Here is a 15,057-nt window from a genome sequence, read left to right as displayed (position 1 = left end):
CCGCCCCTACGGTGGACCGAGAAGCACCGAGTACACGCACCCCCAACGCGGAAGGGCCGGCCCACGCAATGCCCAACGAAACTGTGGCAGTCACCCACGCCTTCTGGCTCGCCGGCCGCCAGGCCACCGGCGACGACACCTTCGACGTCACCTCCCCCTGGGACGGACGCCTCGTCGGCAAGGTCAGCCTGCCGACCGACGCGCAGGTCGAGGAGGCGGTGGCCGCCGCGTACGCCGTACGGGACGAGTTCGCCGCCACCCCCGCCCATGTCCGCGCCGCCGCCCTCGACCACGTCAGCCGGCGTCTCGTCGAGCGCACCGAGGAGATCGCGCAGCTGATCTCCGCCGAGAACGGCAAGCCGATCAAGTGGGCGCGCGGTGAGGTCGGCCGTGCCGTGTCCGTGTTCCGGTTCGCGGCGGAGGAGGCCCGGCGCTTCAACGGCGGCGAGGCCCAGCGCCTCGACACCGACGCCGGCGGCCAGGGTCGGCTCGCCCTCACCCGGCGCTTCCCGAAGGGCGTCGTCCTCGGCATCGCGCCCTTCAACTTCCCGCTGAACCTCTGCGCCCACAAGATCGCCCCCGCGATCGCGGCCGGCGCCCCGATCATCCTCAAGCCGGCCCCGGCCACCCCGCTCTCCGGCCTGGTCATCGGCGATCTGCTCGCCGAGACCGAGCTGCCCGCCGGTTCGTGGAGCATCCTCCCGGTCGCCAACGACCACATGCCCGCCCTCGTCCAGGACGAGCGGCTGCCGGTGATCTCCTTCACCGGTTCGGAGAAGGTCGGCTACGCGATCATGGACTCGGTGCCGCGCAAGCACTGCACCCTGGAGCTGGGCGGCAACGGCGCGGCCGTGGTCCTCGGGGACTACTCCTCCGACGCCGACCTCGACTGGGCCGCGACCCGTATCGCGACCTTCTCGAACTACCAGGGCGGCCAGTCCTGCATCTCCGTGCAGCGGGTCATCGCCGACGCCGCCGTCTACGACCGGCTGCTCCCGCGCATAGTCGCCGCCGTCGAGGCCCAGGTCACCGGTGACCCGAGCGACGACAAGACCGATGTCGGGCCGCTGGTCAGCGAGGCCGCCGCGCAGCGCGTCGAGTCGTGGGTCCAGGAGGCCGTCGAGGCGGGCGCCACGCTCCTCACGGGCGGCAAGCGCGACGGCGCCTCGTACGCCCCGACCGTCCTCACCGACGTACCGGCCGACACGACGATCTCCTGCGAGGAGGTCTTCGGACCGGTGCTGACCGTCACGAAGGTGGACGGCGAGGCCGCCGCCTTCGCCGCCGCCAACGACTCCAAGTACGGCCTCCAGGCAGGGGTGTTCACCCACGACGTGCAGGTCGCCTTCCGCGCCCACCGCGCGCTCGAGGTCGGCGGTGTCGTGATCGGCGACGTCCCGTCCTACCGCGCCGACCAGATGCCGTACGGCGGCGCCAAGCAGTCCGGCGTCGGCCGCGAGGGCGTGAAGTTCGCGATGGACGACTACACCTACGAGCGGGTGCTGGTGCTGACCGGGCTCGCGCTCTAGTAAACGGTAACCATTTTCATATAGGCTCCCGGTAGGGGCCCGGCACCGATGCCTTCCGGTGCCGGGCCCCTCCTGTCCGCCGACCTGCTTCCGGACCCTCAGCCGGAGAAGCCGGCGTGCGCGAGCCGCAGCGGGCCGCGCAGTCTGATGTGCAGGTCGTGCACGCCGTCGACGGTGAACGGCGCTTCGAGGGTGACGTAGTCGTAGGGACCTGCCGTGGGCGTGCTCAGGTGCATCCGCGCCCCGGTGCCGCCGTCGGTCCACAGCTCCACCGTGCCGCGCCCGGCCACCCGCACCGCCACCGTCCTGGTCCCGGCGCCGAAGTCGCAGGCCAGATAGCGCAGTTCGCCCGAGCCACCGGCGGTGGGCGCCACCGCGTCGCCGGACACCTTCGTCAGATCGACCAGCTCGGTGCCGCTCTGCTCGTCGAAGTCCGCTGCGGACAGCCCCTGTTGACGCACCGGGCGCGCCACCGCGGGCTCCCCGGCGAGCGTCATCGTCGTCCGCAGCCGGACGTCCTCGCTGGAGGCGCCCACGAGAAGGTCGTAGGGGCCCGGTTCGACACGGTGTCCGCCCCGGGCCACGTCCCAGAACGCGAAGGCGGACAGCGGGACTTCGAAGGAGACGTCCGCCGTCTCACCCGGGGCGAGCGTCACGCGCCGGTGTGCGGCCAGTTCGCGGCGCGGACGCGGGACCGAGGGCTCGGCGGCGCGCGTGTACAGCTGCGCGACCTCGTCCGCCGTCACGTCCCCGGTGTTGGTGACCGTGAACTCCACGCGTACCGCGCCCGGTTCGACCCGTGCCGTCAGCTCGCCGTACGCGAAGGACGCGTAGGACAGGCCGTGGCCGAAGGGGAAGAGCGGGGTGCCCTCGAAGTAGAGGTAGGTCTGACGGCCGCCGATCACGTCGTAGTCGAGGAGGTCGGGCAGGTCGGTGTCGGACGCGTACCAGGTCTGGGGGAGGCGGCCGGCGGGGGAGACGTCCCCGGCGAGGACGCGGGCGAGGGCGGTGCCCGCCGCCTGGCCGCCGTGGGCGGTCCACAGGATCGCCGGGAGGCCGGCCGGGTCGACCGTGTACGGGTACGCGGAGACCAGGGCCAGGACCGTGCTCGGGTTCGCGGCGCGGGCCGCGCGCAGCAGGCGTTCCTGATGGGCGGGGAGGCGCAGGGTCGTACGGTCCTCGGTCTCGCGGCCGTTGATGTGCGGGTCGTTGCCCGCGACGACGAGCACCACGTCCGCCGCCTCCGCGACCCGGGCGACCGCGTCCTCGCCGCGCTCGGCCATCACCAACTCGAAGACGTCCGCGCCCTCTTCGGCAACTTTCACGCCGTCGGCGGCGACAGAGACGTGGCGACCCGTGCCGAGGTGCAGCAGGAGGTGACCGTTCTCGTGGGGTTCCAGGCGGAATGTCTCCTGGACGACCCAGCCTCCGGGCTGGTCGGCGGAGGCGCGGACATAGCCGTCGTCGGCGACCGAGAGGTAACGGCCGTCCGGGGCGCGGAGGGTGAGGACGCCCTCGCCCCAGTCGACGAGGGCGAGTTCGGTGCCGGTCGCGTCGGTGGTCAGCGGGGGGAGGTCGGTGCGGCCGGCGAGGAGGGCCGGGTCCAACGCGCCCTCGGCGCCGCGCACTTCGTCCGGCACATCGGCCGAAGGGACGTGCAGGAAGGCGCCTTGGAGGGTCCGAAGCAGGACCCGGTCCACGCCCTCCGCGAACTCGACGCGCTCGGCGCCGAACCGCTCGTACAGACCCTCCAGCGGGGTGGAGCGGTGGAGCAACGTGCCGCTGTACCAGTCGAGTTTGCACTCGTCCGCGAGCAGGCCGACCACGGCGAGGCGGGTGTCGTGGGCCAGCGGCAGCAGGTCGTCGTTCCTGAGGAGGACCACCGCCTGTTCGGCGGCCTCCTGGGCGAGGGCCCGGTGCGCCGGGGTGTCGAAGTCCTCGGTGCCGGTGTGCGGGTCGTGCGCCGGGTCGAACTCGCCGAGCCGGAACCGCACCGAGAGCTGCCTGCGGACCGCCGCGTCGACGTCGGCCTCGGTCAACAGGTCCTGGTCCAGCGCCCCCTGGACCCGCGCCACGATCGTCGAACCGTCCGTGCCGTGATCGGTGAAGCTGTCCACGCCGGCCAGCAGCGAGGCCGCCGTCGCCTCCTCGTGGGTGTCGAAGTAGTGCTCCGAGTCGACCAGGTTGGAGGGCGCGCCCGCGTCCGAGCAGACCAGCAGGTCCTCGTCGGTCCAGGTGCGCAACTGCTCGCGCAGATACGGCGACACGTGGTTGGGACGGCCGTTGACCAGGTTGTAGGCGGGCATCACGCCCGCCACCGCACCCGCCTCGACCGTCTCGCGGAAGGCGCGCAGGTCGTACTCGTGCAGCACGCGCGGGCGCACCGAGGACGAGGAGATGTCGCGCCCCGTCTCGTTGTTGTGCGCCAGCCAGTGCTTGAGGACGGGCGCCGTGCGCCAGTACGTCGGGTGGTCGCCGCGCAGGCCGCGCGTGTACGCGGTGGCGATCGCCGAGGTGAGCTTCGGGTCCTCCGAGTAGCCCTCCTCGTTACGGCCCCACAGCGGGTGGCGCAGCAGATTCACCGTCGGGGACCACACGTTGAGGCCGACGCGGTCGTCGCGGGCCCGCATCGCGCGGACCTCCTTGGACACCGCGTCGCCGACCCGTCGTACGAGATCCTCGTTCCAGGTCGCGCCCAGGCCCACCGCCTGCGGGAAGACCGTCGCCGGGCCCATCCACGCGACGCCGTGCAGGGCCTCCTGGCCGGTGCGGAACGCGGCGACGCCGAGGCGCTCCACGGCGGGCGCGTACTGGTACAGGAAGCCGACCTTCTCGTCGGGGGTGAGCCGCGCCAGCAGGTCGTCGATGCGCTTCGCGAACGGCAGTCGCGGATCGCGGAAAGGCGGCGCAGAAGGCGTTTGTGCGGTCACGTAGGGTTCCCCTTGCGATGGAGCGGAGAGGCGCTTTCGAAGCGCTTCGATGCTGATTCGATGCGCGTCAGGTGTCAAGACACCTTCACCGATATTTCAAGCAGCGCATACGGACAGCTCACCTCCTGCGCTGCGGAGGAATCTTGGGAGCAACCCTTGTGCACCCCTGGGTGTTCACTTAACCTCGCAGCAACATCGAAGCGCTTCGACTAAGTGCTCTGTTCCACTCAAGACACCGCAGCCGACGGCTCCACCGCCGGGTGTCCTGGTGCGCCATGAAGGGTTGACGCAATGACGCCGAACGCCTCCGCCGCCTCCGCTCCCAGCCGGAGAAGCTTCCTCGCCTCCACGGCGGTCGTCGCCGCAGCGGTGGCGGGAGGGGTGCCGCTGCTCTCCGCCTGCGGTGCCTCGGACAGCGGTTCGGGCGGGGGCAGTTCGGAGGGCAAGGGCGTCAAGAAGCTGCTGCCGGCGTTCGTCGCGGGCGACGTGGTGACCCCGGACATCGCCTCCAAGAACGGCTCGGCGGTCGGCTTCACCAGCAAGCTCGACCTCGCGACGCTGAAGACGTCGGTGCCGGAGAAGCTCGGCAAGGGCGGCAAGGTCAGCATCATGTCGCCGTTCTGGGGCTCCCCGCCGAAGAACGACAACGCCTACTACAAGGCGATGAACGCCCTGATCGGCGTCGACGTCGCGTGGCAGAACCAGGACGGCAACACCTACGACCAGAAGCTCGGCGCGGTCCTCGCCTCCAGCGACATCCCGGACGTCGTGGTCGTCCCCAGCTGGAACATGGGCGGCAAGATACCCAGCGCCATCATCGGCAAGTTCGCCGACCTCGGCCCCTACCTCTCGGGCGACAAGGCCAAGGACTACCCGAACCTCGCGGCGATCCCGTCCGACGCCTGGCAACGCTGTGTCTTCGGCGGCAAGTTGCGCGGACTGCCGATGCCGTCCTCGTACGTCCCCAACATCGTGCCGCTCTACCGCAAGGACATCTTCGACAAGGAAGGGTACGAAGTCCCCACCTCCGCCGACGAGTTCATGGCCCTGGCCAAGGAGATCACCAACGCCAGGGCCAAGCGCTGGGCCTGCCTGGACATGAAGTGGACGGCGTTCAACGCGTGGGGCGTGCTCTCCGGCAGCGAGAAGTCGCTCGGCTGGAACCTCGTCGACGGCAAGCTGATCAACCGCATCGAGACCCAGGAGTACCTGGAGGCGCTGGAGTGGACGCGCAAGCTGTTCGCCGCCGGATATGTGCACCCGGACGCCAAGCTGGGCAAGAGCGCGGCCACCGACCCGGGCCCCAAGTTCGCCGCCGGTGAGTTCCTCATCTACAACCAGGACATCTCGCAGTGGTGGAGCCGCACCGCCGAACAGGCCACGCAGAACCCGGACTACAAGATCTGGGGCATGGACATCTTCGGCCACGCGGGCGGCAGCCCGACCCTCTGGGCCGGTGAACCGGCGGGCATCTTCGCCTTCATCAGCAAGAAGGCATCCGCGTCGGTCGTCCACGACGCGCTGGCCGTCGCCAACGTCACCGCCGCGCCGTACGGCACCAAGGAGTACATGCTCACCAACTACGGCGTGGAGGGCACCCATTACACCGTCAAGAACGGTGTCCCCACCAAGACCGACCAGGGCAACAACGAGGTCATCAACGCCTACGTCATGGTCGCCAGCCCCGCCGCGACCATCGCCCACCCGGACTTCCCCGAGGTCGCGAAGGCACAGGTCGAGTGGCAGCAGCGGATGGGCGCCTTCACGAAGAAGTCGACGTTCTACGGCCAGCAGATCACCGAGCCGAGCCGCTACACCAACCTCTCCAACGACTTCGAGCAGTTGGAGGACGACATCACCCGCGGCCGCAAGAAGATCAGCGACATGCAGCAGGCCGTGTCGGACTGGAAGAGCAAGGGCGGCGACCGACTGCGCGCCTGGTACCAGAAGTTGCTCGACGACAACGGCACCGCGACGAGCTGACCGGGCACCGAGGCAAGGAGACGGCCGTGTCCCACAGCACGGTGCCTCGGAGCAGGACCGAGGCCGACACGACGGGAAAGACCCCGGTGGCGTTCGGCGGCGCCACCGGCCCACGACGCAACCGCCCCCAGACGAAGGTGAGTTGGCGGCTCAGGTTCAGACGCGACCGCGTCCTGCTCCTGATGACCCTGCCGGCCGTCCTGCTCATCCTGGTCTTCAACTACCTGCCGATCCTCGGCAACATCGTCGCCTTCGAGGACTACGACCCCTACGTCAGCGACAACGGCATCGTCTCGATGCTGCACAGCCCCTGGGTCGGCCTGGAGAACTTCCAGCAGATCTTCGCGGACTCCGCGTTCTGGAGCGCCGTACAGAACACGCTCGTCCTGTTCTTCCTCCAGCTCATCCTGTTCTTCCCGATCCCGATCCTCCTCGCGCTGCTCATCAACAGCGTGGTCAGGCCCCGGGTCCGGGCGCTCTCCCAGGCGATCCTCTACCTCCCGCACTTCTTCTCCTGGGTGCTGGTCATCGCCGTCTTCCAGCAACTCCTGGGCGGGGCGGGCCTGTTCTCGCAACTCCTGCGGCAACACGGCTTCGACGGCCTCGACGTCATGACCGACCCGAACACGTTCAAGTTCCTCATCACCGCGCAGAGCGTGTGGAAGGACGCGGGCTGGGGGATCATCGTCTTCCTCGCCGCGCTCTCCTCCGTCAGCCCCGATCTGTACGAGGCCGCCGCGATGGACGGCGCGGGCCGCTGGCGCCGGATGTGGCATGTCACGCTGCCCGCGCTGCGACCGGTGATCGCCCTGCTGCTGGTCCTGCGGGTGGGCGACGCGCTCACCGTCGGCTTCGAACAGATCCTGCTCCAGCGCGACGCCGTGGGACCAGGAGCGGCGGAGGTCCTCGACACCTTCGTCTGGTGGAACGGCGTCCGCAACCAGGACTTCGGCTACGCGGCCGCCGCCGGACTCGTCAAGGGCGTGATCAGCCTCGGTCTGGTCCTCGCCGCGAACAAAGTGGCCCACCTCATGGGCGAGCAGGGGGTGTACAAGAAGTGACCGCCGTCGTCGACCAACCCGTCGAGCACTCCATGTCCGCCAAGTCCGCACGGCCGCCCGGGCGTTGGGCCGCTCCGCCGCGGCCCACCTGGGAGGAGGAACCCGGCAGGGTCGGACTCGCGGGCAAGGGGCTCGTCCTCACCCTCGCCTGTCTCGCCATCCTCTTCCCGCTCTGGATCGTCCTCGTCACCAGCCTCTCCTCCCGCAAGACCATCGACCAGGCCGGCGGGCTCGTCATGGTGCCCAAGGGCATCACCTTCGTCGCCTACCGGGAACTCCTCAGCGGCGGCCAGGTCACCCGCGCGGCCGTCATCAGCGTCCTCATCACCGTCGTCGGCACGGCGTTCTCCATGACGGTGTCCGTCCTCTGCGCCTACGGCCTCTCGCGCATCGGGTCGCTCGGGCACCGGTGGATTCTGATGCTGTTGCTGGCGACGATGTTCTTCAGCGCCGGGCTCATTCCGACATACCTGCTGGTGCAGTCGCTCGGCCTGACCGACAGCTATCTCGCGCTGATCCTGCCCAGTGCGCTCAGCGTGTTCAACATCCTTGTGCTGCGCGGGTTCTTCATGGGGATCTCGCAGGAACTCATCGACAGCGCGCGGATCGACGGCGCCGGTGACTTCCGGATTCTCCGGGTGATCGTCATGCCGATGTCGCGGGCGGTGCTGGCTGTCATCACGTTGTTCTATGCCGTGGGGTACTGGAGTGCCTGGTTCAACGCGTCGTTGTATCTCAATGACCAGGACATGATGCCGTTGCAGAACGTCATGATCCAGCTGGTGCAGAAGCAGGAGGCTCCTGTGGGGCTCGGTCAGGCGATCAAGACGGGGGAGTTGTCGGGGCTCGCCGTGCAGATGGCGGTCATGGTGATGGCGTTGTTGCCGGTGGCCGTGCTTTCGCCGTTCGTGCAGCGGCATTTCAAGAAGGGAATGCTCACGGGCGCCGTCAAGGGCTGAATCCGTCTTCTTTTGTCTGCGGGCGCATGGGGGCTGGTCGCGCCCACGCGGCGGAGCCGCACATCAATACGGCCCCGCGCCCCCAAGTAGGTATCCGCATCCCATCTCATACAGCGAGGTATGTGTCATGGAGGCGTCCCGACCGAGTCGGCGTTCCGTTCTTGCCGGGGCTTCCGTTGCCGCCGCGCTCACCGCCGTGCCGCTTCTCGCCACCAGGGCGCGGGCGGCGGAAGCCCCCGCCTACCGTTGGCGCAACGCCGTCATCGGTGGGACCGGATTCGTCACCGGAATCCTCTTCCACCCCTCCGTCCGCGGCCTCGCCTACGCCCGCACCGACATCGGCGGCGCCTACCGCTGGGACGACCGGACCGCCCGCTGGACCCCGCTCACCGACCGACTCGGCTGGGACGACTGGAACCTGCTCGGGGTGGAGGCCATCGCCGTCGACCCCGCGCACCCGGACCGGCTGTACCTCGCGGTCGGCACCTACGCCCAGTCCTGGGCGGGCAATGGCGCCGTACTCCGCTCCGAGGACCGGGGCACGACCTGGACCCGCACCGACCTCACCGTGAAGCTCGGCGGCAACGAGGACGGGCGGGGCGCGGGGGAGAGGCTGCTCGTCGATCCCCGGGACAGTGACACCCTGTGGCTCGGCACCCGGCACGACGGACTGCTCAAGTCGACCGACCGGGGCGTCACCTGGGCAGCGGCGACCGGCTTCCCGGCCACCGCCGACGACTCCGGCCAGGGCGTCACCTTCCTCGTCGCCGTCGGACGTGCCGTCTACGCCGGCTGGGGTGACGGTGACGGGAGCGCAGCCGCCGTCACCCTCTACCGCACCACCGACGGCACCGACTGGACCCCCGTCCCCGCGCAGCCCACCGGCGCCTTGGCCAAGGTCCCGATCCGCGCCGCCTACGACGCACGCGCACGCGAGCTGTACGTGACGTACGCCGACGCACCCGGGCCCAACGGGCAGTCCACCGGCAGTGTGCACACGTTGGCCGTGGCCGACGGGACGTGGCGCGAGGTCACGCCGGTGAAGCCGGGCGGAACCACGTCCGACGGGTCCGCCGACACCTTCGGCTACGGCGGAGTCGCCGTCGACGCCCGTCGCGCCGGCACCGTCGTCGTCTCCACCAACAACCGCTGGGCGGCCGTCGACACGCTGTACCGGACCACCGACGGCGGCCGTACCTGGACGTCCCTCAAGGACACCGCTGTCCTCGACGTGTCCGAGACTCCTTTCCTCAACTGGGGTGCGGATGAGCCGAAGTTCGGCTGGTGGATCCAGGCGGTGGCCGTCGACCCGTACGACTCGAAGCATGTCGTCTACGGCACCGGTGCCACGCTCTACGGCACCCGCGACCTCACCCACTGGGCACCGCGGGTCCGTGGCCTGGAGGAGACGTCCGTGATCCAGCTGATCTCGCCCCCGGTCGGGGAGGCGCACCTGATCAGCGCCTCGCGGGACATCGGCGTGATGTACCACGAGCGGCTCACGGGGTCTCCGTCGCGCGGCATGGCGACGAACCCCGTGTTCGGGTCGGCGACCGGGATCGCGCAGGCCGCGGGCAGGCCGTCGTACGTCGTCCGCACGGGCTTCGGCGACCACGGCAACGGCGCGTACTCCCGCGACGGCGGGCGGAGCTGGGCGCCCTTCGCTGCCCAGCCCGACATCGCCGGGGACTCGCCGGGGCCGATCGCCACCAGCGCCGACGGCGGCACGCTGCTGTGGTCCTTCGTGCACTGGGACGGCACGAAGTACCCGGCTCACCGCTCGGCGGACAACGGCGCGACCTGGACCGAGGTCTCCTCCTTCCCGAAGGGCGCCACGCCGGTCGCCGACCCGGCCGACCCGACGCTCTTCTACGCATACGACACCGACACAGGAACGCTATACGCCAGCACTGACAGTGGCCGCTCGTTCGCACAGCGTGCGGGCGGGCTGCCCTCCGGTGACAGCCAGTTCCAGCTGGTCGCGGCGCCCGGTCGCTCCGGTGACCTGTGGCTGAGCGTCAAGGGGAACGGGCTCTACCGGTCCCTCGACGGTGGCGTCGGCTTCTCGAAGGTCGCCGGCTGCCGGGCCTCCCACACCCTCGGGTTCGGCAAGGCCGCCCCCGGTGCCGACTACCCCGCGATCTACCTGGTCGGCTCGACCGGGACCATCACCGCCGTATACCGCTCCGACGACGAGGCGAAGACCTGGATGCGCATCAACGACGACCAGCACCAATGGGGTTGGGTCGGCCAGGCCGTCGTCGGTGACCCGCGCGTCCACGGGCGCGTCTACCTCGCCACCAACGGGCGCGGCATCCAGTACGGGGAGCAGCTCTGATGCCTCACCTCGGCGACGCCACGCGCGGGCGCATCCTCTTCGGCGGTGACTACAACCCCGAACAGTGGCCCGAGGAGAGCTGGCACGAGGACGTCCGGCTGATGAAGGACGCCGGCGTCAACTCCGTCACCCTCGGCGTCTTCTCCTGGGCCCGGCTCGAACCCGAGCCAGGAGCACGGGAGTTCGGCTGGCTGGACCGGCTGATGGACCTCATGCACGACAACGGCATCGGCGTCGTCCTCGCCACCCCCACCTCCTCACCGCCCCCGTGGCTCGGCCGCCTGTACCCGGAGACCCTGCCCCGCGACGCCGACGGCCGGATCGAATGGTGGGGCGGACGCCAGCACTTCTCGCACTCCAGTACCGTCTACCGCCACCACGCCGCCGCGATCACCGAGGCCCTGGCCGCCCGTTACGGCGGCCACCCCGCCCTCACGATGTGGCACATCAACAACGAGTACTGCACCTTCGACTACGGCGACGAGGCCGCCGTCGCCTTCCGCCGCTGGCTGCGCACGAAGTACGGCACGCTCGACGCACTCAACTCGGCCTGGGGCACCGCCTTCTGGAGCCAGGGCTACGACACCTGGGACGGCGTGCTGCCTCCGCGTCACGCCCACTACCTCAACAACCCGACCCAGGTGCTCGACTTCCGGCGCTTCACCTCCGACATGCTCCTGGAGTGCTGCACCGCCGAGCGCGACATCGTCCGCCGGCACACCCCGCACCTCCCGGTCACCACCAACTTCATGCCGCTGTGGGTGGGACAGGACGGCTGGCGCTGGTCCGAGGAGGAGGACCTGGTCTCGGTCGACCTCTATCCCGATCCGCGCGATCCGCTCGGTGCCCAAAGTGCCGCCCTCGTCCAGGACTTGACCCGCTCCCAGGCGCACGGCGGCCCCTGGATGCTCATGGAACAGGCGGCCGGGCCCGTCAACTGGCGGGGCGTGAACCACCCCAAGCCGCGCGGCCTCAACCGCCTCTGGTCCCTCCAGGCCGTGGCCCGGGGCGCCGACGCCGTCTGCTACTTCCAGTGGCGCCAATCCCGCCAGGGCGCCGAGAAGTTCCACTCCGGCATGCTCAGCCACGCGGGAGAGCGAGGCCGCACCTTCCAGGAGGTGAAGCGGCTCGGCGCCGAACTCGCCCGCATCGGCGCGCAGGTGACGGGCGGCCGCATCCGCTCCGACGTCGCGATCCTGCACGACTGGGACGCCTGGTGGGCGGGTGCGCAGGACGGCCGTCCCTCCGCCGAGGTCGACTACCCGGACGTCCTTCGCGCCTGGCACCGAGCCCTCTGGGAGTCCCACCGCACCACCGATCTCGCCCACCCCGAACACGACCTGTCCGCCTACGCGTTGGTGGTCGTCCCGCAGCTCTACCTCCTCACGGACGCCGCGATCGACAACCTCCTCGCGTACGTCCGCGCCGGCGGCACCCTGGTCTCCGGCTTCCTCACCGGCATCGCCGACGAGGACGACCGCGTACGCCCCGGTGGAATGGACCCCCGCCTCCGTGAACTCTTCGGCATCGCCACCCTGCACGAGTGGTGGCCGCTGGAGACGGGGGAGACGGCGGAGTGCGAGGGGTTCCGCGGCACGCTGTGGTCCGAGGAGATCGAGCTGGAGGGCGACGGCGTCGACGAGGTGATTCCCTACAAGGGCGGGGAGCTGGACGGTCTGCCCGCGGTCCTGCGCAAGGGCCGGTCCTGGTACGTCTCGACGCTCCCCGAGCCGGACGCGCTGCGGGACCTGCTCGCCCGTGTCGCCACCGACGCGGGGGTGCGTCCGGTGCTCGCCGGGCTTCCGCGGGGCGTCGAGGCGGTACGGCGCGGGGAGGTGCTGTTCCTCCTCAACCACGGCCGCGAACCGGTCACCGTCGGCATCCCGGGTGCCCACCGGGACCTGCTCACCGACACGACCGTCGAGGGCGAGATCGTCCTCGGCCGGTACGGTGCGGCAGTGTTGCGCCCATGACCAGCGAACCCGTTCCCGCCGCCCCTCCGGCCCCCGGCCCGGCCCACGCCACCTGGGAGCCCCTTCCCGCCACCCGCTGGGAGGACGCCTTCCTCAGCGGCAACGGCCACCACGGCGCCCTCGTGTTCGGTGATCCGAACGACGACCGCGTCATCGTCACCCACCACACCCTCGTCCGCCCGAACGGCGCCGAACACGCCCGGCCCCCGCACCTGGCCGCCGAACTCCCCGCACTCCGGGCCCGGTTGCTCGCCGGTGACCTCACCGCCGCCGAGAGCTTCACGGACGACCGCCCGCTCCAGTGGGTGCAGCCCTTCCACCCGGCGTTCCAGGTACGGCTGCGCAGACCGCCCGGCACCCCGGCCGACGACTACCGCCGCCGCGTCGACTTCACCACCGGCGAGGTGGCGGCCGCCGCCTCCGATCCGGACTGGCGCAGCCGCGTCTTCGTCTCCCGCGCCGACGACGTCATCGTCCAGCACATCACCGCCCCCGACCTCACCCTCGACCTCGCCCTGGACCACCAACTCCCGGGAGCGCCAGACGGGTTGGGCATCGGCCACGGCACACTCCTCACCCCCGACGGCGCCCTGCTCAGCCTCCGCGTCCGCTACCCCGACAGTGACCGCGCGTACACCGGCGTCACCCTGGCCGTGGTCACCGGCGGCACCACACGCCTCGCCCCGCCGGGAGTCCGGATCGCCGGCGCCACCGAGGTCCTGCTCCTCACCCGGGTGCGACGGCACACCGGCGAACTGGACGTCGTGGAAGAGTCGCGGGCCCTGCGGGAGTTGACCGGCGAACGGTCGGACTGCTCCGACTACGACGCCCTCCTCGCCCGGCATCTCCGCCTGCACCGCACCGCCTACGGCCGCGTCGCCCTCGACCTCCACGCCGATGACGCCGAACGCGCCCTGCCCGGCAGCGAGTTGTTGAAGCGGACCCGCAGTCCGGCGCTTCTCGAACGGCTCTTCGCCTCCGGGCGCTATCACCTCCTCTCCGCCAGCGGACTGTGTCCGCCCCGGCTCACCGGGCTGTGGACCGGGGACTGGGACACGGCCTGGTCGGGGGCGTTCACGAACGACGCGAACCTCAATCTCCAGACCGCCTCCGCCGCGAGCGCCGCCCTGCCCGAGGTCACCGACGCCCTGGCGTCCTTGATCCACCGCCAGCTCGACGACTGGCGGGAGAACGCGCGGGCCGTCTTCGGGGCCCGGGGCGTCGTCGCGCCCGCGCACACCGACGGGGAGTCCGGACTGTCGTACCACTTCAGCCGGGAGTACCCGCTGCACCTCTGGACCGCCGGGGCCGACTGGCTGCTCAAGCCGCTCGTCGACCACGACGAGACGCGCGGTGCCTGTGATCCGCGTACCGCCGCCGCGCTGGCCGAAGTCGCCGTGTTCTACGAGGACTTCCTCACGACGGAGCGCGGCGACGCCGACGGCCGCCTCGTCATCGTCCCCTCCTACTCGCCCGAGAACCGGCCCGCGAACGCCAGTTGGGGGACTATCAACGCGGCGATGGACCTCTCCGCCGCCCGGCACGCGCTCGAAACGGCCGCCGCGTACCACCCGGGTACGCCGGAGGCCCTGCGCTGGTGCGCACTCGCCGAGCGGCTGCCGCCGCACCGGGTCAACTCCCAGGACGCGCTGGCCGAATGGGCCTGGCCGGGCCTCGACGACAGCTACGACCACCGTCATCTCAGCCACCTCTACGGCGTGTGGCCGCTCGACGAGATCAATCCGTACGACACCCCGCGGCTCGCCGCCGCCGCGCACCGCGCGCTCCAGCTCCGGGGCGCCGAGAACGACTCCGCGCACGGGCATCTCCATCACGCGCTCGTCGCCGCCCGGCTCCGGGACGGCGAGCGGGTCGCACAGGCCCTCGGGCAGGTGCTCGACGGCGACTTCTTCCACGCCTCGCTGATGAGCGCGCACTACCCGAACCGCGACGTCTACAACGCGGACGCGGCGCACACCCTGCCCGGCGTGCTCGTCGAGGCGCTCGTGCAGTCGACCCCGGACCGGCTGGTCCTGCTGCCCGCGCTGCCCGCGGCGTATCCGCACGGTCAACTCACCGGCGTACGCACGAGGTTCGGGGCGGAGGTCGAGCTGCGCTGGACGCCCCACTCCGCCACGGCGCTGATCCGGCCGTCCCGTACCCACCGCGTCGAACTCCGGACTTCCGCCGGCACGGAGCCGCTCGACCTCGTCGCCGGAGAAGACCGCGTCCTCACCCTGGGGGCGCGGTAGTCACTCGCACATCCCCCCACCCATGGAAGGGA

The 15,057-nt window shown here is 70.7% G+C and carries 8 protein-coding genes; 7 read left to right on the top strand and 1 reads right to left on the bottom strand.

Annotation, left to right across the window (positions count from 1 at the left end; genetic code table 11):
- Positions 1 to 83: 83 nt before the first annotated feature.
- Positions 84 to 1,529: an aldehyde dehydrogenase family protein gene (locus ACIRB1_RS40185; protein ID WP_403469031.1), complete on the top strand. Its 1,446-nt coding sequence runs from the start codon at positions 84 to 86 to the stop codon at positions 1,527 to 1,529.
- A gap of 98 nt (positions 1,530 to 1,627) precedes the next feature.
- Here the strand turns inward: ACIRB1_RS40185 and ACIRB1_RS40180 are convergent, their stop codons facing one another.
- Complete coding sequence (locus ACIRB1_RS40180) at positions 1,628 to 4,459, bottom strand: glycoside hydrolase family 3 C-terminal domain-containing protein (protein ID WP_403468989.1); 2,832 nt, start codon at positions 4,457 to 4,459, stop codon at positions 1,628 to 1,630.
- A gap of 291 nt (positions 4,460 to 4,750) precedes the next feature.
- Between ACIRB1_RS40180 and ACIRB1_RS40175 the strand changes: the two genes are divergently transcribed.
- From ACIRB1_RS40175 to ACIRB1_RS40150, 6 genes are all read left to right on the top strand, one after another.
- Positions 4,751 to 6,442 (top strand): extracellular solute-binding protein, encoded by a 1,692-nt coding sequence (locus ACIRB1_RS40175; protein ID WP_352182213.1) that lies wholly within the window; start codon positions 4,751 to 4,753, stop codon positions 6,440 to 6,442.
- A 26-nt stretch (positions 6,443 to 6,468) separates the two neighbouring features.
- Entirely contained in the window at positions 6,469 to 7,503 is a 1,035-nt protein-coding gene (locus ACIRB1_RS40170) for an ABC transporter permease (protein WP_403468988.1), read from the top strand.
- Entirely contained in the window at positions 7,500 to 8,462 is a 963-nt protein-coding gene (locus ACIRB1_RS40165) for a carbohydrate ABC transporter permease (protein WP_403468987.1), read from the top strand. Before ACIRB1_RS40170 ends, ACIRB1_RS40165 begins: the two co-directional genes overlap by 4 nt.
- Before the next feature lie 127 nt (positions 8,463 to 8,589).
- Positions 8,590 to 10,800: a 1,4-beta-glucanase gene (locus tag ACIRB1_RS40160; protein WP_403468986.1), complete on the top strand. Its 2,211-nt coding sequence runs from the start codon at positions 8,590 to 8,592 to the stop codon at positions 10,798 to 10,800.
- Positions 10,800 to 12,773, top strand: a complete 1,974-nt coding sequence (locus ACIRB1_RS40155) for a beta-galactosidase (protein WP_403468985.1) — start codon at positions 10,800 to 10,802, stop codon at positions 12,771 to 12,773. Before ACIRB1_RS40160 ends, ACIRB1_RS40155 begins: the two co-directional genes overlap by 1 nt.
- Complete coding sequence (locus ACIRB1_RS40150; protein WP_403468984.1) at positions 12,770 to 15,025, top strand: glycosyl hydrolase family 95 catalytic domain-containing protein; 2,256 nt, start codon at positions 12,770 to 12,772, stop codon at positions 15,023 to 15,025. Before ACIRB1_RS40155 ends, ACIRB1_RS40150 begins: the two co-directional genes overlap by 4 nt.
- Positions 15,026 to 15,057: the final 32 nt, after the last annotated feature.

It is taken from the genome of Streptomyces sp. NPDC096013 (assembly GCF_044763565.1).
Taxonomy (GTDB): domain Bacteria; phylum Actinomycetota; class Actinomycetes; order Streptomycetales; family Streptomycetaceae; genus Streptomyces.
The sequence above is the reverse complement of the archived record's forward strand: the minus strand, read 5'-3'. Positions and strand labels throughout refer to the sequence as shown.